The sequence below is a fragment of the Streptomyces durocortorensis genome (assembly GCF_016901035.1).
Taxonomy (GTDB): domain Bacteria; phylum Actinomycetota; class Actinomycetes; order Streptomycetales; family Streptomycetaceae; genus Streptomyces; species Streptomyces durocortorensis.
The window spans coordinates 13,437-35,237 of the sequence record NZ_JAFEUF010000035.1 but is presented as its reverse complement, the minus strand read 5'-3'; the positions used below and the strand labels follow the sequence as shown (position 1 = coordinate 35,237).

General features: G+C 72.9%; 18 protein-coding genes. 15 read left to right on the top strand and 3 right to left on the bottom strand.

The features are described from left to right. Positions 1-10 precede the first annotated feature (10 nt). The 7 genes from aroA to JS521_RS10155 all read left to right on the top strand — a co-directional run bounded on the left by aroA (position 11) and on the right by JS521_RS10155 (position 8,611). Positions 11-1,252, top strand: a complete 1,242-nt coding sequence (gene aroA, locus JS521_RS10185) for a 3-phosphoshikimate 1-carboxyvinyltransferase (RefSeq protein WP_205082395.1) — start codon at positions 11-13, stop codon at positions 1,250-1,252. 70 nt (positions 1,253-1,322) lie between these two features. After that, positions 1,323-2,576, top strand: coding sequence for a 1-deoxy-D-xylulose-5-phosphate reductoisomerase (dxr, locus tag JS521_RS10180; protein ID WP_205082394.1), 1,254 nt, complete (start codon positions 1,323-1,325; stop codon positions 2,574-2,576). Beyond that, on the top strand, positions 2,573-3,883 hold the full coding sequence (locus JS521_RS10175) for a M50 family metallopeptidase (RefSeq protein ID WP_205082393.1): 1,311 nt from the start codon (positions 2,573-2,575) through the stop codon (positions 3,881-3,883). Before dxr ends, JS521_RS10175 begins: the two co-directional genes overlap by 4 nt. A 182-nt stretch (positions 3,884-4,065) precedes the next feature. After that, a complete protein-coding gene (gene ispG, locus JS521_RS10170; RefSeq protein WP_205082392.1) occupies positions 4,066-5,223 on the top strand; it encodes a flavodoxin-dependent (E)-4-hydroxy-3-methylbut-2-enyl-diphosphate synthase in 1,158 nt (385 codons plus the stop codon). Positions 5,224-5,375: 152 nt separating this feature from the next. Then, positions 5,376-6,221 carry a GNAT family N-acetyltransferase gene (locus JS521_RS10165; protein WP_205082391.1) on the top strand — a complete coding sequence of 282 codons (846 nt, stop codon included), beginning with the start codon at positions 5,376-5,378 and terminating at the stop codon, positions 6,219-6,221. 47 nt (positions 6,222-6,268) lie between these two features. Beyond that, on the top strand, positions 6,269-6,838 hold the full coding sequence (locus JS521_RS10160) for a GNAT family N-acetyltransferase (RefSeq protein WP_205082390.1): 570 nt from the start codon (positions 6,269-6,271) through the stop codon (positions 6,836-6,838). A gap of 69 nt (positions 6,839-6,907) precedes the next feature. After that, positions 6,908-8,611 (top strand): proline--tRNA ligase, encoded by a 1,704-nt coding sequence (locus tag JS521_RS10155; RefSeq protein ID WP_205082389.1) that lies wholly within the window; start codon positions 6,908-6,910, stop codon positions 8,609-8,611. 62 nt (positions 8,612-8,673) lie between these two features. Here the strand turns inward: JS521_RS10155 and JS521_RS10150 are convergent, their stop codons facing one another. The 3 genes from JS521_RS10150 to JS521_RS10140 are packed head-to-tail and all read right to left on the bottom strand — an operon-like array spanning position 8,674 to position 10,714. Further along, positions 8,674-9,603, bottom strand: a complete 930-nt coding sequence (locus JS521_RS10150; RefSeq protein WP_205082388.1) for an aminoglycoside phosphotransferase family protein — start codon at positions 9,601-9,603, stop codon at positions 8,674-8,676. Positions 9,604-9,635: 32 nt separating this feature from the next. Beyond that, positions 9,636-10,160, bottom strand: coding sequence for a ferritin-like domain-containing protein (locus JS521_RS10145; protein ID WP_205082387.1), 525 nt, complete (start codon positions 10,158-10,160; stop codon positions 9,636-9,638). Further along, positions 10,157-10,714, bottom strand: coding sequence for a hypothetical protein (locus JS521_RS10140; protein WP_205082386.1), 558 nt, complete (start codon positions 10,712-10,714; stop codon positions 10,157-10,159). Before JS521_RS10140 ends, JS521_RS10145 begins: the two co-directional genes overlap by 4 nt. 176 nt (positions 10,715-10,890) lie before the next feature. Between JS521_RS10140 and rimP the strand changes: the two genes are divergently transcribed. The 8 genes from rimP (at position 10,891) to JS521_RS10100 (ending at position 21,794) form a co-directional block, all read left to right on the top strand. Continuing rightward, positions 10,891-11,394, top strand: a complete 504-nt coding sequence (gene rimP / locus JS521_RS10135) for a ribosome maturation factor RimP (RefSeq protein ID WP_205082385.1) — start codon at positions 10,891-10,893, stop codon at positions 11,392-11,394. 2 nt (positions 11,395-11,396) lie between these two features. Next, on the top strand, positions 11,397-12,437 hold the full coding sequence (gene nusA / locus JS521_RS10130) for a transcription termination factor NusA (protein WP_205082384.1): 1,041 nt from the start codon (positions 11,397-11,399) through the stop codon (positions 12,435-12,437). A gap of 113 nt (positions 12,438-12,550) precedes the next feature. Continuing rightward, positions 12,551-12,829, top strand: a complete 279-nt coding sequence (locus tag JS521_RS10125) for a YlxR family protein (protein ID WP_205082383.1) — start codon at positions 12,551-12,553, stop codon at positions 12,827-12,829. Positions 12,830-12,983: 154 nt separating this feature from the next. Beyond that, positions 12,984-16,103, top strand: coding sequence for a translation initiation factor IF-2 (infB, locus tag JS521_RS10120; RefSeq protein ID WP_205082382.1), 3,120 nt, complete (start codon positions 12,984-12,986; stop codon positions 16,101-16,103). Between the two features lie 198 nt (positions 16,104-16,301). Continuing rightward, positions 16,302-16,595, top strand: a complete 294-nt coding sequence (locus JS521_RS10115) for a DUF503 domain-containing protein (RefSeq protein WP_030085244.1) — start codon at positions 16,302-16,304, stop codon at positions 16,593-16,595. A 36-nt stretch (positions 16,596-16,631) separates the two neighbouring features. Continuing rightward, positions 16,632-17,114: a 30S ribosome-binding factor RbfA gene (rbfA, locus tag JS521_RS10110; RefSeq protein ID WP_205082381.1), complete on the top strand. Its 483-nt coding sequence runs from the start codon at positions 16,632-16,634 to the stop codon at positions 17,112-17,114. Beyond that, the gene (gene truB, locus JS521_RS10105) at positions 17,111-18,010 is read left to right on the top strand and encodes a tRNA pseudouridine(55) synthase TruB (RefSeq protein WP_205082380.1); all 900 of its coding nucleotides are present in this window, start codon (positions 17,111-17,113) and stop codon (positions 18,008-18,010) included. Before rbfA ends, truB begins: the two co-directional genes overlap by 4 nt. Before the next feature lie 238 nt (positions 18,011-18,248). Next, positions 18,249-21,794: a trypsin-like peptidase domain-containing protein gene (locus JS521_RS10100; protein WP_205082379.1), complete on the top strand. Its 3,546-nt coding sequence runs from the start codon at positions 18,249-18,251 to the stop codon at positions 21,792-21,794. The last annotated feature ends 7 nt before the right edge of the window (positions 21,795-21,801 follow it).

Here is a 21,801-nt window from a genome sequence, read left to right as displayed (position 1 = left end):
GATGAGCGCCGTGACCGTCATCGACATCCCCGGCTCCAAGTCCGTCACCGCCCGCGCCCTCTTCCTGGCCGCCGCCGCCGAAGGCACCACCACCCTGCTGCGGCCACTGCGCTCGGACGACACCGAGGGCTTCGCCGAAGGGCTGAAGAGCCTCGGTTACGTGGTTACGCAGGATGCCGACCGCTGGCACATCGAGGGCCGCCCGGCCGGGCCCGCCGTCCCCGACGCCGACGTCTACTGCCGCGACGGCGCGACCACCGCCCGCTTCCTGCCCACCCTCGTCGCGGCCGCCGCCTCCGGCACGTACCGCTTCGACGCCTCCGCCCAGATGCGCCGCCGCCCGCTCGCCCCGCTCACCCGGGCCCTCACCGCCCTCGGCGTCGACCTGCGCCACGGGGGAGCGGAGGGGCACCACCCGCTGACCGTGCGCGCCGCCGGGATCCAGGGCGGCGAACTCACCCTGGACGCAGGGGAGTCGTCCCAGTACCTCACCGCGCTGCTGATGCTCGGGCCGCTCACCGCGAAGGGCCTGCGCATCGAGGTCACCGAGCTGGTCTCCGCGCCGTACGTCGGGATCACCCTCGCGATGATGCGCGACTTCGGCGTGGACGTGGAGCGGGAGGGGAACACCTTCACCGTCCCTCCCGGCGGCTACCGGGCCACCGCCTACGCCGTCGAACCCGACGCCTCCACCGCGAGTTACTTCTTCGCCGCCGCGGCCCTCACCGGCCGCGAGGTCACCGTCCCCGGCCTCGGCATCGGCGCGCTCCAGGGCGACCTGCGCTTCGTCGACGTCCTGCGGGACATGGGCGCCGAGGTGGCGGTGGGCGCCGACGCGACCACCGTCCGCTCCACCGGCCGGCTGCGCGGGATCACCGTCAACATGCGCGACATCTCCGACACCATGCCGACCCTCGCCGCGATCGCTCCGTACGCGGACGGGCCCGTCGTCATCGAGGACGTGGCCAACACCCGGGTCAAGGAGTGCGACCGGCTGGAGGCGTGCGCCGAGAACCTGCGCGCCATGGGCATCACCGTCCACACCGGCCCGGACCGGATCGAGATCCACCCCGGCACGCCGAAGCCCACCGGGATCGCCACCCACGGCGACCACCGCATCGTGATGTCCTTCGCCGTCGCCGGACTGCGCACACCCGGCCTGACGTACGACGACCCCGGCTGCGTACGCAAGACCTTCCCGCGCTTCCACGAGGTGTTCGCGGACTTCGCGGACGGCCTCCCAGGGCGCTGAACGGGGTCGCGGGCACGCCCCACCGGGACGCGCTGTCCGCGCACACAGCCGGAGCGGCAACAATGGAGGCATGAGCGACAGCCCCGCCCCCCTCGCCGATCCGCATCTCGTCTTCGACGCCGCGGACGGCCGCCGGGATCTCGTGATCCTCGGCTCCACCGGGTCCATCGGCACCCAGGCCATCGACCTGGTCCTGCGCAACCCCGACCGCTTCCGGGTCACAGCGCTCTCGGCCGCCGGCGGCCGGGTCGCCCTGCTGGCCGAGCAGGCCCGCCGGCTGCGCGTCGACACCGTCGCGGTCGCCGCCGAGGACGCGGTCCCCGCCCTGCGCGAGGCGCTGCGGGACCAGTACGGGACCGGTGAGCCGCTCCCCGAGATCCTGTCCGGACCCGACGCGGCCACCACCCTCGCCGCGAGCGCCTGCCACACCGTGCTCAACGGCATCACCGGCTCCATCGGGCTCGCCCCGACCCTCGCCGCCCTGAAGGCGGGCCGCACGCTCGCCCTCGCCAACAAGGAGTCGCTGATCGTCGGCGGCCCGCTGGTGAAGGCGCTCGCCGCCCCCGGCCAGATCATCCCGGTCGACTCCGAGCACGCCGCGCTCTTCCAGGCGCTGGCCGCCGGCACCCGCGCCGACGTCCGCAAACTCGTCGTCACCGCCTCCGGCGGACCCTTCCGGGGCCGTACGCGCGAGGAGCTGGCCGACGTCACCCGGGAGCAGGCGCTCGCCCACCCGACCTGGGCGATGGGACCGGTCATCACGATCAACTCCGCGACCCTGGTCAACAAGGGCCTGGAGGTCATCGAGGCGCACCTCCTCTACGACATCCCGTTCGACCGCATCGAGGTCGTCGTCCACCCGCAGTCCTACGTCCACTCGATGGTGGAATTCAGCGACGGCTCCACGCTCGCCCAGGCCACCCCGCCGGACATGCGCGGCCCCATCGCCATCGGCCTCGGCTGGCCCGAGCGGATCCCGGACGCGGCCCCCGCCTTCGACTGGTCGAAGGCCTCCACGTGGGAGTTCTTCCCGCTGGACACCGAGGCCTTCCCGTCCGTCGGTCTCGCCCGGCACGTCGGCGGGCTCGGCGGCACCGCCCCGGCCGTGTTCAACGCGGCCAACGAGGAATGCGTCGACGCTTTCCTCGCCGGACAGCTGCCCTTCAACGGAATCATGGATACGGTCACGGCTGTGGTGTCCGAACACGGCACCCCCGCCCCGGGAACCTCGCTCAGCGTCGAGGACGTCCTCGAAGCGGAAACGTGGGCCCGCGCACGGGCCCGGGAACTCTCGGCTAAAGCGACAGCGGAGGCGCGCGCATGAGTCTGACCTCGATCCTGCTGACGGTCCTGGGGATCGCCGTCTTCGTCGTGGGCCTGCTCTTCTCCATCGCCTGGCACGAGCTGGGCCACCTCTCCACGGCCAAGATGTTCGGCATCCGGGTGCCGCAGTACATGGTCGGCTTCGGCCCGACGCTCTGGTCGAAGAAGAGGGGCGACACCGAGTACGGCATCAAGGCCATCCCGGCCGGCGGCTACATCCGCATGATCGGGATGTTCCCGCCCGGCCCCGACGGCCGCCTCGAAGCCCGCTCCACCTCCCCGTGGCGCGGCATGATCGAGGACGCCCGCTCCGCCGCCTTCGAGGAGCTGCAGCCGGGCGACGAGAAGCGCCTCTTCTACACGCGCAAGCCGTGGAAGCGCGTCATCGTGATGTTCGCCGGCCCCTTCATGAACCTGATCCTCGCCGTCGCCATCTTCATGGGCGTAGCGATGACCTTCGGCTTCCAGACCCAGACCACCGAGGTCGGCGGCGTCCAGCAGTGTGTGATCGCGCAGAGCGAGAAGCGGCAGGAGTGCGCGCCCGGCGACGACCCCTCGCCCGCCAAGGCCGCCGGGCTCCAGGAGGGCGACAAGATCGTCGCCTTCGCGGGAACGAAGGTCGACGACTGGGCCACGCTCTCGGACCGCATCCGCGAGACGATCGGCCCCGCCGCCATCGTCGTCGAACGCGACGGCAGGGAAGTCACGCTCAACGCCGTCCTGCGCGAGAACGAGGTCGCCAAGAAGGACGGCAACGGCGAGGTCATCCCGGAGAAGTTCGTCAAGGCGGGCTACCTCGGCTTCGCCGCGCAGACCGAGATCGTGCCGCTCGGCTTCGGCGACTCCGTCGTCCGCATGGGCGACATGATCGAGAACGGCGTCGACTCCATCATCGCCCTGCCCGCCAAGATCCCCGCCCTCTGGGACGCGGCCTTCAGCGACGGCGAACGCGCCGACGACTCGCCGGTCGGCGTGGTCGGCGCGGCCCGGATCGGCGGCGAGGTGATGAACCTCGACATCCCGGCGCAGAACCAGGTCGCGATGATGCTGTTCCTGCTCGCCGGCTTCAACCTCTCGCTGTTCCTGTTCAACATGCTCCCGCTGCTCCCGCTGGACGGCGGGCACATCGCGGGCGCGCTGTGGGAGTCGCTGCGGCGCAACGTGGCCAAGGTCTTCCGGCGCCCCGACCCGGGCCCGTTCGACGTGGCCCGGCTGATGCCCGTCGCCTATGTGGTCGCCGGGGTCTTCATCTGCTTCACGCTGCTGGTCCTGGTGGCCGACATCGTGAACCCCGTCAAGATCTCCTGATCACCCCTTCCGTCCCTGTTGTCCCACAGGTGTCGGCCGGGCACACGCGTTGTGTCCGGCCGGTCACCGAGGGGTGGACATGTCGACACGGGTGCGTCCGCCCGGGCTCCGGTGCCGTAACCTCGAAGCCTGGAGCCCGCCGATCTCGGGACCTTGATCCACACCTTGGGGATGCACAGCGCATGACTGCGATTTCTCTCGGAATGCCGGCCGTTCCGACCAAGCTCGCCGACCGAAGGGTCAGCCGACAGATCCAGGTCGGCACGGTCGCGGTCGGCGGCGACGCACCCGTTTCCGTGCAGTCGATGACGACGACCCGTACGTCGGACATCGGCGCCACGCTCCAGCAGATCGCCGAGCTGACGGCCTCCGGCTGCCAGATCGTCCGGGTCGCGTGCCCGACGCAGGACGACGCCGACGCGCTGGCCACCATCGCCCGGAAGTCGCAGATCCCGGTGATCGCCGACATCCACTTCCAGCCGAAGTACGTCTTCGCCGCGATCGACGCCGGCTGCGCGGCGGTCCGTGTCAACCCCGGCAACATCAAGCAGTTCGACGACAAGGTCAAGGAGATCGCCAAGGCGGCCTCCGAGACCCGCACCCCCATCCGGATCGGCGTCAACGCCGGCTCCCTGGACGCGCGGCTCCTGAAGAAGTACGGCAAGGCCACCCCCGAGGCCCTCGTCGAGTCCGCCCTCTGGGAGGCGTCCCTCTTCGAGGAGCACGGCTTCGGCGACATCAAGATCTCGGTCAAGCACAACGACCCGGTCGTCATGGTCAACGCCTACCGCCAGCTCGCCGCCCAGAGCGACTACCCGCTCCACCTCGGCGTCACCGAGGCCGGACCGGCGTTCCAGGGCACCATCAAGTCGGCCGTCGCGTTCGGCGCCCTGCTCTCCGAGGGCATCGGCGACACCATCCGCGTCTCCCTCTCGGCCCCGCCGGCCGAGGAGGTCAAGGTCGGCCTGCAGATCCTGGAGGCGCTGAACCTCAAGCAGCGCCGCCTGGAGATCGTCTCCTGCCCGTCCTGCGGCCGCGCCCAGGTCGACGTCTACAAGCTCGCCGACCAGGTCAGCGCCGGCCTGGAGGGCATGGAGGTCCCGCTGCGCGTCGCGGTCATGGGCTGCGTCGTCAACGGCCCCGGCGAGGCCCGCGAGGCCGACCTCGGCGTCGCCTCCGGCAACGGCAAGGGCCAGATCTTCGTGAAGGGCGAGGTCATCAAGACCGTCCCCGAGTCGAAGATCGTCGAGACCCTCATCGAAGAGGCCCTGAAGATCGCCGAGCAGATGGAGAAGGACGGCATCTCGTCCGGCGAACCCCAGGTCTCCATCGGCGCCTGACCTGCGCCCTCACGCGTTATCGCCGCCCCGCCGGGTGCCGCATCGGGGGGGGCGGCTGCGTCCCCGGAAGCCGTTCCCCGGACTCGGGCGGCGTTCGAGGGCCTTCTCGGTTACAGTGCGGAAATCAGCAGACCGTATGGTGAGGCCCCCTCGTGTTGACGCAGACCACCACCCGGGTCCTCGAACCCAGCGACCTCGGCGCCGCACTCGCCATTCTGGAGAGCGAGCCCGTGGCCAACGCCTTCGTGACCTCCCGCGTGCAGGTCGCCGGGCTCGACCCCTGGCGCCTCGGCGGCGAGATGTGGGGCTGGTACGCCGACGGCAGGCTCCGCTCCCTGTGCTATTCCGGCGCCAACCTCGTCCCCATCTGCGCCGGGCCCGAAGCCGTCCGCGCCTTCGCCGACCGGGCCCGCCGGGCAGGCCGCCGCTGCTCCTCCATCGTCGGCCCCGCCGAACCCACCACCCAGCTCTGGCGGCTCCTCGAACCGAGCTGGGGCCCCGCCCGCGAGGTCCGCGCCAACCAGCCCCTCATGGTCACCGAGAGCCTCTCCGCCGACGTCACGCCCGACCCGCTCGTCCGCCGCATCCGCAAGGACGAGACCGAAGTCCTGATGCCGGCCTGCGTGGCGATGTTCACCGAGGAGGTCGGCATCTCCCCGCTCGCCGGCGACGGCGGACTGCTCTACCAGGCCCGCGTCGCCGAACTCATCGGCACCGGCCGCTCCTTCGCCCGCATCGACGACGGGAAGGTCGTCTTCAAGGCCGAGATCGGCGCGGCCACCCCCGAGGCCTGCCAGATCCAGGGTGTCTGGGTCGCCCCCGAACACCGCGGCAAGGGCCTCTCCGAAACGGGCATGGCCGCCGTCCTGCGCTACGCCCTCGCCGACGTCGCCCCCGTCGTCAGCCTCTACGTGAACGACTACAACACCCCCGCCCGCAAGGCCTACCGTCGCGTCGGCTTCCGCGAGGTCGGCGCGTTCATGAGCGTCCTGTTCTGAGCCGTCGTGCTTACCGGGACGCCGACCCCGGCCAGTAGGGTTCCGGCATGGCAGCCCCCGCAGAAGGCCCCGCAGCACCCGACGCCGAGATCGGCCCCGTCGACCTCGCCGCCCGCGTCGACGAAGCCCTGCACGTCCAGGCGGCCGCCTTCGGACTGAGCCAGGACGAGATCGACGTACGCCGTCACATCGTCCTCCGGCACCTGGAGCACCCCCACGCCCGCGCACTCGGCGCCACCGCCCCCGACGGACGGCTCGTCGGCTTCGTCTACGGGCTGCCCAACGACCGCGCCCAGTGGTGGTCCACCGTCGTCGAGCCCTATCTGCGGGCCACCGGCTCCGACGGCTGGCTCGACGACTCCTTCGTCATCACCGAACTCCACGTCCACCCCGACCACCAGCAGCGCGGCATCGGCCGCACCCTGATCACCGCCATCACCGACGCCGTCGACCACCCCCGGTCCATCCTCTCGGCGATCGACAAGGACAGCCCGGCCCGCGCCCTGTACCGCGCGCTCGGCTACCGCGACCTGGCCCGCCAGGTCGTCTTCCCGAGCGCCCCGCAGCCGTACGCGGTCATGGGCGCGCCCCTGCCGCTGCTGCGCCCCCCGAGCTGAATGGATTTCCGCCCGCCCGCACCGCCCGGTTAACCTCGGGCTCACCACTTTCGCGAGCAGGAGTTCACCATGGCCCAGGTCCAGCGCATGTCCCGATTGATGATCAAGACACTGCGCGACGACCCGGCGGACGCCGAGACGCTCAGCCACAAGCTGCTGGTCCGCGCCGGATACGTCCGCCGCAACGCGGCCGGCATCTGGTCCTGGCTGCCGCTCGGCAAGAAGGTCCTGGACAACATCTCAGGCGTGGTCCGCGAGGAGATGGACGCCATCGGCGCCCAGGAGGTCCTGCTCCCCGCCCTGCTGCCCAAGGAGCCCTACGAGGCGTCCGGCCGCTGGGAGGAGTACGGCGACCTGCTCTTCCGCCTCAAGGACCGCAAGGGCGGCGACTACCTCCTCGGCCCCACCCACGAGGAGATCTTCACCCAGACCGTCAAGGACCAGTGCACGTCCTACAAGGACCTGCCGGTGATGCTCTACCAGATCCAGACGAAGTACCGCGACGAGGCCCGCCCCCGCTCCGGCGTGCTCCGCGGCCGCGAGTTCCAGATGAAGGACTCGTACAGCTTCGACACCACCGACGAGGGCCTCGCGCACTCCTACGCCCTGCACCGGGCCGCGTACATCAAGATCTTCGAGCGCCTGGGCCTGGACCACCGCATCGTCTCCGCCGTCTCCGGCGCGATGGGCGGCTCGGCGTCCGAGGAGTTCCTGGCCCCCGCCGCCGCCGGTGAGGACACCTTCGCGGACTGCCCGAACTGCGACTACGCCGCCAACACCGAGGCCGTGACCTTCGCGCTCGCCCCGGTCGACGGCTCGGCGCACGGTGCGGTCGAGGAGCTGGACACCCCCGACACCCCGACCATCGAGACCCTCGCCGCGCACCTGGGCGTCCCCGCCTCGGCCACGCTGAAGAACCTGCTGGTCAAGGTGGACGGCGAGATCGTGGCTGTGGGCGTCCCCGGCCACCGCGAGGTCGACCTCGGCAAGCTGGGCGAGCACCTCGCCCCCGCCGTCGTCGAGCTGGTCACCGCCGAGGACTTCGTCGGCCGCGACGACCTCGTACGCGGCTACGTCGGCCCCCAGGGTCTGGAGAAGGTCCGTTACCTGGCCGACCCCCGCGTCGCCCCCGGCACCTCCTGGGTCACCGGCGCCAACAAGGAGGGCAAGCACGCCAAGAACGTCGTCGCGGGCCGCGACTTCGAGGTCGACCAGTACCTGGACGTCGTCGTGGTCGAGGAGGGCGACCCCTGCCCCAACTGCGGCACCGGCCTCACCCTGGACCGCGCCATCGAGATCGGCCACATCTTCCAGCTCGGCCGCAAGTACGCCGACACCTTCCAGCTCGACGTCCTCGGCCAGCAGGGCAAGCCCGTCCGCGTCACGATGGGCTCGTACGGCATCGGCGTCTCCCGCGCCGTGGCCGCCCTCACCGAGCAGACCGCCGACGACAAGGGCCTGTGCTGGCCCCGCGAGATCGCCCCGGCCGACGTCCACGTCGTCGCCGCGGGCAAGGCCCTCCAGACCGAGCTGGCCCTCGACGTCTCGGAGAAGCTCAACGCGGCGGGCCTGCGCGTCCTGGTCGACGACCGCCCCGGCGTCTCGCCCGGCGTGAAGTTCACCGACTCCGAGCTGATCGGCGTGCCCAAGATCCTGGTCGCGGGCCGCCGCTCGGCCGACGGCGTCCTGGAGCTGAAGGACCGCCGCACCGGCGAGCGCGAGGAGCTGACCGTCGACGAGGCGATCGCCCGCCTGACGGCCGACCTGGCCTGATCAGCCGATGGAAAAGGCCCCCGCGCACGGGGGGGGGGGGGCCTTCGCCGTACGGGACAGGGCTACAGCCAGCCCGCGAACTCCAGGTTCACTTCGCCCATCTGCCGCCGCCCCTCGGCCAGCGCGCGGGTGCCCGACTCGACCGCCCGGAACAGCGTCCAGCCGTGCAGCCGCGCCTGTTCCACCTCCAGCGACTCCGCCAGCTTCTTGACCCGCCGCCGGGCCGTCACCGGGCCGCCGGGCGAGGCGATCAGATCCTCCACCCGGTCCCGCACGAGCCGCGCCAGGTCATAGGCGCGCTCGCCCACCAGCGGCTCAGGACCCACCGTCAGCCACGGCGCCCGCTCGCCGGCCAGCACCTTGCTCTGCCGGAAGTTGCCGTGCAGCAGCAGGAGTTCGGGCGGCCCCTCGATCAGTTCGGCGCGGGCCGCGAGCGCCGCGTCCACCAGTGGCGCCAGCTCCGGATCGGCCTCGGCGGCGGCCCGCATCCCGGCGCTCTGCCGCTCGGTCCGCCCGGCCACCGTCTCGAATGCGTGCTCCGCGGGCGGCGCCACCCACAGCCTGCGCACCGTGCCCGCCGCCTCCAGCAGCGCCTTCGCCTCCGGCAGCGAGCGCAGCGACACCTCGTGGTGCAGCCGCTCCAGCAGCAGCGCCCCGGACCCGTCGGGCTCAGCCTCGTCGAGCCCCGGGCCGTCCAGCGGCTTCACCGCGCCCCAGCCGTTCCAGTGCTCCAGCGCCGCCCGCTCCAGCTCGGGCCCGGCGACCGGCGGGGCGATCTTCAGCGCGGCCGGGGTTCCGTCGGCCCGCCGCACCAGGACCACCAGGGAGCTGCGCCCGCCGGGGGCGGCCACCCGCTCCACGGTGAGGCCGTCCCCGGCGGTGAGCGCCCGTTCGGTCAGCGCGGGGAGCCCGGCCAGCCAGTCGGCCGCCGCGGCGTCCCCGTACATCTCGCCGAGCGCGCGCACGAGGCGCTGCGGCGGTTCGAAACCCATACGTCGTGTGTTCCCTTTCCGGATCCTTCGGGTCAGCGCGTCCCGTCCGCGCCCGCTGCCTCCACCGGGCCCGTCGCGGCCGGATCCGCACCGGCGGCCCGCTCGGCGAGCCCCGGAAAGGCTACGTTGCCGCCCCGCCACCGGGCCGACCGCACCGCGGCCTCCCGCAGCGCACCCGCGGCGTCCTCCCGCCGCGCGCCCTCGGTGGCCCGGACGAGATCGGCGTAGGCGCCCGCGATCCGGTCCTCCAGGACCGCGGCGAGCCGCACAGCGGCGGGGCCGTCCGGCACGGCGAACGGCAGGGCGTACGCGGCGTCCGAGGCCACCGGGCGCCCGCCCAGGTCCCGGGCGGTGCGCGCCAGCGCGTCCCGGCGGGCCCGGTGAGCGTCGTGCGCCGCCCGGGCCTCGGCGCCCCGCTTGCCGTCGAGACGGCCGCCCAGCACCCCGTAGCCGTACACCGCGGCGTGCTCGGCGGCCAGGGCGGCCTGGACGGCGGTCAGCTCGGGGGAGTCGGCGTCGGAGTCGTCATCGGACCGCCGGATCGAACGGGTGCTCATACGGCTGTCTCCTCGGCCAGTTCGGTCAGCAGGTACGCGTGTGCCGCGGCGGCCGCCGCCACCGAGGCCAGCAGCCGGGCCAGCTCGGGTCCGGCCGTCAGCAGGGCCTCGGTGTGCGCGTCGGCCCGGCGGCGCTCGGCGGCGGCCAGCTCCCGCACCGCGGCCTTCGGGTCGGCCGACACCGGACCGGCGGGTGCCGGAGGAGCGTCGTCGGCCTTCGGGGCGCCCTTCTTCGGCTCGCCCTTCGCGCGCGGCGGCGCCAGCGCCTTCCCGTGCTCGGCCACGGCCGCCCGCAGGGGCACGAGGCCCGCCGCCGTGGCCGGATGCGCCTCGGCCACCAGGTCGTACTGGGCGAGCAGGAGGGCGCCGTCGCGCACCGCCTTCTCGCGCAGCGTCTTCTCGGCCTTCGCGGTGGTGGCCCGCGCGCCGGAGTGCGCGGGCTGCTTCCCCCCGGCGCCATCGTCGTCGCCCCCGCAGCCGGTCAGCACCGCACCCAGGGCGAGGGCTCCCGTCGCGGTGAGCGCCCCCCTGCGCGTCGTCCCCGTGCGCCGCACGTTTCTCCTTCGGGCCTGGACCGGTCCTGACAGGATCTGTCCTGATGTGATCACCGCAGGCGAGCGTACCCGCGGCCGAGCGGCAGGCGGACGGCAACACCCCTGGCGACCGGATACCCTTTGACCTGACGCACGACGATCCCCACAACAGCACACGCGGCCGAGGAGTCACCCGGATGAGCACCACCCAGAGCGAGAGGCTGCGCGGGCTGCTGGAACCGCTCGTCAGCGCGCAGCAGCTGGACCTCGAAGAGATCGAGGTGTCCCGGGCCGGCCGACGTGGAGTGCTGCGGGTCATCGTGGACTCCGACGATGGCGTGGAGCTGGACGCCTGTGCGGAGCTGAGCCGCGCGATCTCCGAGAAGCTGGACGAGACCGACGCGATGGGCGACGGCGAGTACGTCCTCGAAGTCAGCTCCCCCGGCGCGGACCGCCCGCTGACCGAGCACCGCCACTACGTACGCGCCACCGGCCGGCTGGCCAGGTTCCACCTGACCGGCGACGGCTCCGGTGAGCTGGTCGCCCGCATCCTCGCCGTCGACGAGGACGGGCTCGACCTCGAAGTGCCCGGCGTCAAGGGCCGCAAGCCCACCACCCGCCGCCTCGCCTTCGACGAGATCGCCAAGGCGCGCGTGGAGATCGAATTCAACCGCAAGGACAAGAAGGAAGAGGAGGCGTAGCCGTGGACATCGATGTGAAGCTTCTGAAGGGCTTGGCGCAGGACAAGGAGATCCCCTTCGAGGTGCTCGTCGGGGCGATCGAGTCGGCCCTCCTCATCGCGTACCACCGCACCGACGGCAGCTACCGCCGGGCGCGCGTGAAGCTCGACGAGAACGGCCACGTGACCGTGTGGGCCAAGGAGGACCCGGCCGACCTCGAAGAGGGCCAGGAGCCCAAGGAGTTCGACGACACCCCCTCCGGGTTCGGCCGGATCGCCGCGACCACCGCCAAGCAGGTCATCCTGCAGCGGCTGCGCGACGCCGAGGACGACAGGACCTTCGGCGAGTACGCGGGCCACGAGGGCGATGTCGTCACCGGCGTCGTCCAGCAGGGCAAGGACCCCAAGAACGTCCTGGTCGACATCGGCAAGATGGAGGCCATGCTGCCGGTGCAGGAGCAGGTCCCGGGCGAGGAGTACACGCACGGCCTGCGTCTGCGTACGTATGTCGTACGGGTCGCCAAGGGCGTCCGGGGCCCGTCGGTGACGCTCTCGCGCACCCACCCCAACCTGGTGAAGAAGCTCTTCGCCCTGGAGGTCCCGGAGATCGCGGACGGCTCGGTGGTCATCGAGGCCATCGCCCGCGAGGCCGGCCACCGCACCAAGATCGCCGTGCGCTCCACCCGCGCGGGTCTGAACCCCAAGGGCGCCTGCATCGGCCCGATGGGCAGCCGTGTGCGCAATGTCATGGCCGAGCTGCACGGCGAGAAGATCGACATCGTGGACTGGTCCGACGACCCGGCCGAGATGGTCGCCAACGCGCTCTCGCCCGCCCGGGTGAGCGAGGTCGAGGTCGTCGACCTCGGCGCCCGCTCCGCCCGCGTCACCGTGCCGGACTACCAGCTGTCGCTGGCGATCGGCAAGGAGGGCCAGAACGCCCGCCTCGCCGCCCGCCTCACCGGCTGGCGGATCGACATCCGTCCCGACACCGAGACGGACGAGGAGCGCGAGAACGCCGACCGCGAGCGGGCCGAGCGGGCCCGGGAGCGCTCGGAAAGGCGTTGACCCGGAGCCGCTCCAGGGAATAGATCTTGGCCGTACGCCGCTGAGATCACGACAACATCCGTTCGATTTTTGCCCCAAAGGGGTGAGGTCGGTACGGGGAGGTAGACTTAAACGTGTCTGGCCGGACGCAAGCCCGCGCTTGCCCCGAGCGAACCTGTGTGGGATGCCGGGAGCGAGTGGCCAAGAGCGAGCTGCTGCGCATCGTGGTGGACGAGGGCGCCTGCGCCCCCGATCCACGCGGTACGCTGCCCGGCCGGGGTGCTTATGTGCACCCCACCTCTGTCTGTCTCGACCTGGCGGTTCGCCGCCGGGCGTTCCCCCGGGCCTTCAAGGCCAAGGGGCCGTTCGACACCGCGGCACTCACGCGGTTCGTCGAGCGGGCGACACCGTAAGAAACTGAAAGTGAACGGCACGGGGCCCCGTGCGGTCAGGTACCTCGCGAGTTGGAAGTAGGTCGAGATTGCGATGAGCACTCGATGAGTACGCGATGAGTACGCCCATGAAGTAGCGACGGTCCGGCGGTAACCCGGACCTAAAAGGAGCGAAGTGGCTAAGGTCCGGGTATACGAACTCGCCAAGGAGTTCGGCGTCGAGAGCAAGGTCGTCATGGCCAAGCTCCAAGAACTCGGTGAATTCGTCCGTTCGGCGTCCTCGACGATCGAGGCGCCGGTTGTACGAAAGTTGACCGACGCACTGCAGGGGCCCGGCGGCAACGCCGGCAAGTCCGCTGCCAAGCCTGGCGCGCCCCGCAAGGCGACGCCCGCGAAGCCCGCAGCGCCCTCCCCGGCCGCTGCGGCACGTCCTGCTGCCCCGAAGCCCGGCGCACCGGCCCCCAAGCCGGCCGCTGCCGAGGCCCCGGAGACCAGCACCCCCGCGGCGCCCTCCGCGCCGTCGGCGGGCCCCCGTCCGGGCCCGAAGCCCGCGCCGAAGGCGGCCCCGGTGACCCCGGTCCCGGCCGCCGAGTTCTCGGCTCCGGCTCCGGCCCAGCCGGCCGCCCCCCAGCAGCCCCAGAGCCCGCGTCCCTCGGGCGCCACGCCGGGTCCGCGTCCCGCACCCGCCCGTCCGGCTCCGGCCGGCGGTCAGCGCGACGGTGGCCAGCGTGACGTCGGCCATGGCGGCGAGCGCGGCGGCGACCGCCGCGCGCGTCCCGCAGGCCAGGGCGCCCAGCGCCCCGGCGGGGCCCGTCCGGCCGGTCCCCGTCCGGGCAACAACCCCTTCACCTCCGGCGGCTCCACCGGCATGGCGCGCCCCGGGGCGCCCCGTCCCGGTGGCGCCCCGCGCCCCGGTGGCGGCCAGGAGCGCCCCGGCGCCCCGCGTCCGCAGGGCGGCCCCGGCGGCGCCCCGCGCCCCCAGGGCGGTCAGGGTCAGGGCGGTGCCCGTCCCACTCCGGGCGGCATGCCCCGCCCGCAGGCTCCGCGTCCCGGCGGCGGTCCCGCCGGTAACCGCCCCAACCCGGGCATGATGCCGCAGCGTCCCGCCGCGGGCCCGCGTCCCGGTGGTGGCCCCGGCGGTGGCCGTGGTCCCGGCGGTGGCGGTCGTCCCGGCGGTGCCGGTGGCGGCGGTCGTCCCGGTGGCGGCGGCTTCGCGGGTCGTCCCGGTGGCGGCGGCGGTGGCGGCTTCGCCGGCCGTCCGGCCGGTCCCGGTGGCGGCGGCGGTGCCGGTCGTCCCGGTGGTGGCGGCGGCTTCGGCGGTCGTCCCGGCTTCGGTGGCCGTCCGGGTGGTCCCGGTGGCCGCGGTGGCACGCAGGGTGCGTTCGGCCGTCCCGGCGGTCCCGCGCGTCGTGGGCGTAAGTCGAAGCGGCAGAGGCGCCAGGAGTACGAGGCCATGCAGGCCCCGTCGGTCGGCGGCGTCATGCTGCCCCGCGGCAACGGACAGGCCGTCCGGCTGTCGCGCGGCGCCTCGCTCACCGACTTCGCGGAGAAGATCAACGCCAACCCGGCGTCGCTCGTCGCCGTGATGATGAACCTCGGCGAGATGGTCACCGCCACGCAGTCCGTTTCCGACGAGACGCTCCGGCTTCTCGCCGAGGAGATGAACTACGTCCTGGAGATCGTCAGCCCCGAGGAGGAGGACCGCGAGCTGCTCGAGTCCTTCGACATCGAGTTCGGCGAGGACGAGGGCGGCGAAGAGGCTCTGGTCTCGCGTCCGCCGGTCGTGACCGTCATGGGTCACGTCGACCACGGTAAGACCCGCCTCCTCGACGCGATCCGCAAGACGAACGTCGTCGCGGGCGAGGCCGGTGGCATCACCCAGCACATCGGTGCCTACCAGGTCTCCTCCGAGGTCAACGGCGAGGACCGGAAGATCACCTTCATCGACACCCCGGGTCACGAGGCGTTCACCGCCATGCGTGCCCGTGGTGCGAAGTCGACCGACATCGCGATCCTCGTGGTGGCGGCCAACGACGGTGTGATGCCCCAGACGATCGAGGCGCTGAACCACGCCAAGGCGGCCGAGGTGCCGATCGTGGTCGCGGTCAACAAGATCGACGTCGAGGGCGCCGACCCGACCAAGGTGCGCGGTCAGCTCACCGAGTTCGGTCTGGTGGCCGAGGAGTACGGCGGCGACACCATGTTCGTCGACATCTCCGCCAAGCAGGGCCTCAACATCGAGGCGCTCCTGGAGGCCGTCGTCCTCACCGCCGACGCCTCGCTCGACCTGCGGGCCAACCCGGAGCAGGACGCGCAGGGCATCGCGATCGAGTCCCACCTCGACCGCGGTCGCGGTGCCGTCTCGACCGTCCTGGTCCAGCGCGGAACGCTGCGCATCGGTGACACGGTGGTCGTGGGCGACGCCTACGGCCGCGTGCGCGCCATGCTCGACGACAACGGTCAGAACGTCCAGGAAGCGGGTCCCTCGACCCCCGTCCTGGTGCTCGGTCTCACCAACGTCCCGGGCGCCGGCGACAACCTCCTGGTGGTCGACGAGGACCGTACGGCCCGTCAGATCGCCGAGAAGCGTGCCGCCCGTGAGCGCAACGCCAACTTCGCCCGCAAGGGCGTCCGGTTCTCCCTGGAGAACCTGGACGAGGCGCTCAAGGCCGGTCTGGTCCAAGAGCTCAACCTCATCATCAAGGGCGACGCGTCCGGTTCGGTGGAGGCTCTCGAGTCCTCGCTGCTCCAGCTCGACGTCGGTGAAGAGGTCGACATCCGGATCCTGCACCGCGGTGTGGGTGCGGTCACCGAGTCGGACATCAACCTGGCGACGGGTTCCGACGCCATCGTGATCGGCTTCAACGTGCGCGCCGCAGGGCGTGCCGAGCAGATGGCCGAGCGCGAGGGCGTGGACGTCCGGTACTACTCGGTCATCTACCAGGCGATCGAAGAGATCGAGGCGGCCCTCAAGGGTCTGCTCAAGCCGGAGTACGAAGAGGTCGAGCTCGGCACGGCGGAGATCCGCGAGATCTTCCGCTCGTCCAAGCTGGGCAACATCGCCGGTGTGCTGGTCCGCTCCGGCGAGGTCAAGCGCAACACCAAGGCGCGCCTGCTGCGCGATGGCAAGGTCATCGCGGAGAGCCTCAACATCTCCGGTCTGCGCCGCTTCAAGGACGACGTCACCGAGATCCGCGAAGGCTTCGAGGGCGGTATCAACCTCGGAAACTTCAACGACATCAAGATCGACGACGTCATCGCGACGTACGAGATGCGCGAGAAGCCGCGAGGCTGATCCACCTCGGGTCCGCAAGGATCCGCTGGGATTCGGAAGGGGTGTGGGAGTCCGCTCCCGCACCCCCTCCACCACGGTCGGGGCCGGTCGACGGGTCGTATTTCCGTCGATCGGCTCCGGCCGTTCCGGTACGGTTCTGATGTCCCCGGCAAGCTCTGGCGGGGCACGAACCCGAACCGGCGGGACATCCGGACACACATGTATGTGGGGACCTTGTCCTTCGATCTGCTCCTCGGCGACGTACGGTCGTTGAAGGAGAAGCGTTCCGTCGTCCGCCCGATCGTCGCCGAGCTCCAGCGCAAGTACGCGGTGAGTGTGGCCGAGACCGGCGGGCAGAATCTCCACCGCAGGGCCGAGATCGGCCTTGCCGTGGTCTCCGGTGACACCGGACACCTCACGGACGTACTGGACCGCTGCGAGCGGCTGGTCGCGGGACGACCCGAGGTGGAGCTGCTGTCGGTGAGACGGCGGCTGCACAGTGACGAAGACTGACAGTCGAGCGAAATCAGAAGGAAGAGTGACGGACCGGTGACCGACAACGCGCGGGCCCGCAAGCTGGCCGATCGCATCCAGGTCGTGGTCGCGGAGACCCTGGACCGGCGAATCAAGGATCCGCGGCTGGGATTCGTGACGATCACGGACGCCCGGGTCACCGGCGACCTGCGGGAGGCCACGGTCTTCTACACGGTCTACGGCGACGACGAGGAGCGCGCGGCCTCGGCGGCCGCGCTGGAGAGCGCCAAGGGCGTTCTGCGCTCCGAGGTCGGCCGGCAGACCGGGGTCCGGTTCACGCCGACCCTGGCCTTCGTGCCGGACGCCCTCCCGGACAACGCCCGCACCATCGAGGACCTCCTCGACAAGGCGCGGGCCAAGGACGCGGAGGTGCGCCAGGTCTCCACCGGAGCGACGTACGCCGGTGGGGCCGACCCGTACCGCAAGCCCGAGGACGAGGACGACGAGGCGGAGACCCCCGGCTCGACCGACAAGAACGAGGGCCCCGCCTCCGCATGACCGAGCAGACCACCACGCCGGACGGCCTTGTCATCGTCGACAAGCCGTCCGGCTTCACTTCGCACGACGTCGTCGCCAAGATGCGCGGCATCGCCCGCACGCGACGCGTCGGCCACGCCGGCACGCTGGACCCGATGGCGACCGGCGTTCTCGTACTCGGAGTCCAGCGGGCCACCAAGCTCCTGGGCCACCTCGCCCTGACCGAGAAGGAGTACCTCGGCACGATCCGGCTCGGCCAGGACACCGTCACCGACGACGCCGAGGGCGAGATCATCTCGTCCACCGACGCCTCCGGGGTGACGCGTGAAGGCATCGACGCCGGGGTGGCCGCGCTGACCGGCGCGATCATGCAGGTGCCGTCCAAGGTCAGCGCCATCAAGATCGACGGAAAGCGGTCCTACGCGCGGGTGCGCGGCGGCGAGGAGTTCGAGATCCCGGCCCGTCCGGTGACCGTCTCCTCCTTCCGCGTCTACGACGTCCGCGAGGCCGTCGCCGAGGACGGCACCCCGGTCGTGGACCTGGTCGTCTCCGTCGTCTGCTCCTCGGGGACGTACATCCGCGCCCTGGCCCGGGACCTCGGCGCCGGGCTCGGCGTCGGCGGCCACCTCACCGCGCTGCGCCGCACCCGGGTCGGCCCGTACGGACTGGACGCGGCCCGGACGCTCGACCAGCACCAGGAGGAGCTGACCGTGATGCCGGTCGCCGAGGCGGCGGACGCGGCCTTTCCCCGCTGGGACGTCGACGAGAAGCGCGCCAAGCTGCTCCTGAACGGCGTACGGCTGGACATGCCGGCCTACCCGCCGGGGCCGGTCGCGGTCTTCGGGCCGGACGGGGCGTTCCTCGTGCTCGTGGAAGAGGAGAAGGGCAAGGCCAAGAGCCTCGCCGTCTTCGCCTGACCCCCGGCCGACGCGCCACCTCCCTGTTGCCGACCGCGCCACCTCCTTGTTGTGAAGCGGGCACCACCCCCCAACCGGTGCCCGCTTCACCTTTCCCCTCCCCGGCACCATCTCTGCTCCTCCGAGGACACGGGTATTCACCCCATTGGACGGGCGCTCGGAGTGAATACCGGGGGCGCAGGGGGCGCTTTCCCCGTCCGCGTGCTCCGGGAGATCACCGGCGGCCTAACGTCGGACCATGGGCAGTGGGGACCGGTCGAAGCTGGTAAAAATCTGCGATCAGGCCGGCCGGCCGCGAGGGACGGGATTCGTCGCGGACGAGCGCGGCACGGTCGTCACCGCCCATCAGGCCGTCGTCTCCCCGGGCCCGCTCCTCCTCCACGGCACCGACGACCGCACCTGCACCGTCGGCCCCGACGACATCACCGCGCTGCCCGCCCTCGGCCTCGCCCTCCTGCGCACCGGCGGACCCGACGCCCTCGACGCCGAACCGCTGCCCATCGCCGGGCGCGACCGCGCCGAGCCCGGTGGTTACGTGGACATCGCCGCCCACGGACGGCGCGAGGCCCGCGTGCTCGGCACCACCCCCGCCACCTACTCCGCACCGAACGGCGCCGGCCATCCGGTCCCCGCCGCCCTGGAGCTGGCCCTCGGCACGGACGGGCGCGACGCCCTGCGCTCCGGCGGCGCGGCCATCGGCGGACCGGTCACCGACCCGGCCACCGGCGCGGTCCTCGGCATCCTCTGCACCACGCTCACCGCCCCCCACGAGGCGGCCGGCCTGGCGCTCCCGATCACCCGGGGCACGGACGACACCCTGGACGCCCTGCTCCGCCGCAACGCCGCCGTCGCCCCCGCCTACGGCCCTTACCTCAACCTCGCCGGGGCTCTCCAGCTCACCGCCACCTCCGTCGCCTCCGCGGACGGCCCGAAGGCCCGCACGGCACCGGTCGAGCGCGCGGACGTCCACGCCGAGCTGGCCGCCTTCGCCGCCGGTACGGGCTTGGTTCTGGGCCTCGTCGGCGCACCCGGCACCGGCCGCACCACCGAGCTGGCCGCCCTCGCCGCCCGCCGCGCCGACGGCGGAGCGCCCGCCCCCACGCTCTGGCTGCGCGGCGCGGACCTGCTGGCCGAGGACGTCTCGATCGCGGACGCCGCGAGCCGTACGCTCACCCGCTCCGCCCGGATCGTCACGGCGGCGGGCGCCCACGGCGACATGAGCACGGCCACCCCGGAGCGTGTCGCCAAACTCGCCGCCGACGCCGGGCACCCGCTCCTGGTGGTCCTCGACGGCCCCGAGGAGATGCCGCCGCTGCTGGCCCACCGGCTGGCCGACTGGACGCGCTCCACCCTCGGCTGGCTCCGCGACAACACCGTCCGGCTCGTCGTCGCCTGCCGCCCCGAGCACTGGGAGACCGCGGGCGCCCTCTGGCCCCCGGACGCCCTGCACCGCCCGCACCGCCCCGCCCGGCGGCTGCCGCCCGCCCTGCGGCTGACCGACCTCACCCCCGAGCAGGCCGAGAGCGCCAAGGAGGCGTACGGCATCCCGCCGACCGCCCTGGCTCCCGGCCACGACCGGCACCCGCTGACCCTGCGGCTCCTCGCCGAGGTCCGCGAGGCTCTCCCGCCGGGTGTGCCCGGCCGCCCCGACACCGAGGACGTCTTCGGCGCCCACCTCGACCTGCTGTGCGTGCGCGCCGCCGTCCGGATCGCGGCCGCCGCCGACGAACAGCCCCGCGGCGCGGCCGTGCGCCGGCTGGCCGCCCGGGTGGCGGGCCAGGTCCACGAGGCGGCCCGCCGCTGTCTGGGCCCGGGCCAGGGCGAGCTGGACCGGGCGGCATTCGAGGAGATCTTCCCCTGGCGCACCGGCTGGGCCTCCGCCGTGCTCACCGAGGGCCTCCTCGTCCCCGCCGGGGTGGGCTACCGCTTCGCCCACGAGGAGCTCGGCGACTGGGTGCAGGGCGCCCACCTCGACCTGGACGCGGCCCTGCGCTCCCTCGTGCACCGCTGGCACCGGGGGAGCGGCGGGACGGTGCGTACGCCGAGCGCTGAGGACGAACCCCGCAGCCTGCCCGTGCCCCGGCACCGCATCGGGCCGGTGATCCAGGCGATGGTGCTCCTCGGCCGCCGCCAGGGCACCGCCGCCCTCGCCCACCGGATGGCCGACCTCATCGAGGCGCTGGACCGGCTCTGGACCGACGAGGGCCCGCGCGACGAGGACGCCGCCTGGTGGGCGGCCCACCTCCTCAAAGGCAGCCTCCTCCGGGTGCCCGACGCCCGCCCGTATCTCGGCGTCCTGCGGGTCCTCGCCGGACGCATCACCCGCCGCTCCGCCGCCCCCGAAGGACCCGGGGACCTCGGGGCGTACGGCGAGTTCGGCCCCTGGTTCTGGCGGCGGCTCCGGCTGCCCGAGGAGGACCGGATCGACCTGCTCCGCCGCCTGGTGCCCGCAGACGGGCTGCCCCGCACCGACGGCGACGAACGCTATCTGGACGCGGTCGCCCGCCGCCTCGCCCTCGACGCCCCGGCCGTCCAGCCGCTGCTGTGCCGCTGGTTCACCGACGAACGCCCGCTGCTCGTGGGCCCCGACGCACCGGACGTACCCCTGCGCCCCACCGTCGCCGCCGCCGCGCAGGCCCTGCTGTACGCCCGTCGCGAGCTGGACCTCGACGGCCTCGCCGACGCGCTGATCGCCACCCCGCACACCCGGGCCGGGGAGCTGCTCGCCGCCCTCGCGGAGGACGAGCCCACCGCGCTCTGCCGGGCCGTCGAGCGCTGGGCCCGCGACGAGGACCGCCCGGCCCGCCGCTCCGCCGCCGCCCGTTACGCCGGACTCCTCCAGCAGCGGGTCACCGCCGAGGGCGACCGGGCCCTGCTGCGCTCCGCCGCCGAGATCCTGCTGGGCCGCCCCGAGGACGCCGAGCTGCACGCCGCCGCCCACACCCTCCTGGTCCGCGACCCGAAGGCCAGGAGGCGCCACCTCCCGGGCGCGCTGCGCGCGTTCGCCGCCGGCGACCCCCGGCTCCCCGTCGAACTGCTCGCCGAGGTGTTCCCGGCCCACCAGGAGCCGGTCCTCGCCGCCCTCCGCGCCCGTCTCGCCCGCCCCGGCGACGGCGGGGGAGCGGTGCTGCGGGCCCTGGCCGGCCTCGACACGCCCGCGCTCGCGCTGCACGTCGCCGGACTCGTACGGGAGTACATCGACGCCCACCCGGAGGACGGCACGCACGCCGCCGAGTACGTCGACCTCCGCCTGGAGCACGGCCCGGCCGCCCGCGCCCTTCTCCTGCCCCTGGTCACCGGGCTGCTGCGGGACCGCCCCGCCCCGCCGCCGGTGCGCGCCGCCCTCGCCGGGGTGCTCGCCGGTCCCGGCAGCGCGGACTCCCGGCCGCTGCGGGCCGAGCTGCTGGAGGTGCTGCTGGAGTTCGAGCAGACCACCGGCCGCAACCCGGACGTGCTGGAAGCCCTCCTCCGGGCCGCCGCCGAGGGCTCGGAGCGCCGCCCCGAGATCCGTACCCGCGCCCTCGTCCACCGCACCGGGATGCTGCTGGTCCGCACCCCCGAAGGCGCGGCCCGCTTCGACCGGGGCCTGGTCGAGCTCGCCCGTGAGGTGCCCGGCTTCGCCGCCCTCGTCACCCGCTGGCTGGCCGACGCCCCGCAGGAGTGGGCGGCGGTGGTGGGCCCGAGCGCCCGGCGCACGGTCGAGGCGTTGGAGACATCACGCCCGTCCATGCCGATGCCGATGCAGGCGGCGGGACGTGAGCATGGCAGTCTTAGACCTGCGTAATCGACAT

Coding starts and splice junctions, on each gene's coding strand:
- JS521_RS10100 (WP_205082379.1), top strand. CDS start 18,249: ATGGGCAGTGGGGACCGGTCGAAGCTGGTAAAAATCTGCGATCAGGCC.
- dxr (WP_205082394.1), top strand. CDS start 1,323: ATGAGCGACAGCCCCGCCCCCCTCGCCGATCCGCATCTCGTCTTCGAC.
- JS521_RS10145 (WP_205082387.1), bottom strand. CDS start 10,160: ATGAGCACCCGTTCGATCCGGCGGTCCGATGACGACTCCGACGCCGAC.
- ispG (WP_205082392.1), top strand. CDS start 4,066: ATGACTGCGATTTCTCTCGGAATGCCGGCCGTTCCGACCAAGCTCGCC.
- truB (WP_205082380.1), top strand. CDS start 17,111: ATGACCGAGCAGACCACCACGCCGGACGGCCTTGTCATCGTCGACAAG.
- JS521_RS10115 (WP_030085244.1), top strand. CDS start 16,302: ATGTATGTGGGGACCTTGTCCTTCGATCTGCTCCTCGGCGACGTACGG.
- JS521_RS10155 (WP_205082389.1), top strand. CDS start 6,908: ATGGCCCAGGTCCAGCGCATGTCCCGATTGATGATCAAGACACTGCGC.
- rimP (WP_205082385.1), top strand. CDS start 10,891: ATGAGCACCACCCAGAGCGAGAGGCTGCGCGGGCTGCTGGAACCGCTC.
- JS521_RS10175 (WP_205082393.1), top strand. CDS start 2,573: ATGAGTCTGACCTCGATCCTGCTGACGGTCCTGGGGATCGCCGTCTTC.
- JS521_RS10160 (WP_205082390.1), top strand. CDS start 6,269: ATGGCAGCCCCCGCAGAAGGCCCCGCAGCACCCGACGCCGAGATCGGC.
- JS521_RS10150 (WP_205082388.1), bottom strand. CDS start 9,603: ATGGGTTTCGAACCGCCGCAGCGCCTCGTGCGCGCGCTCGGCGAGATG.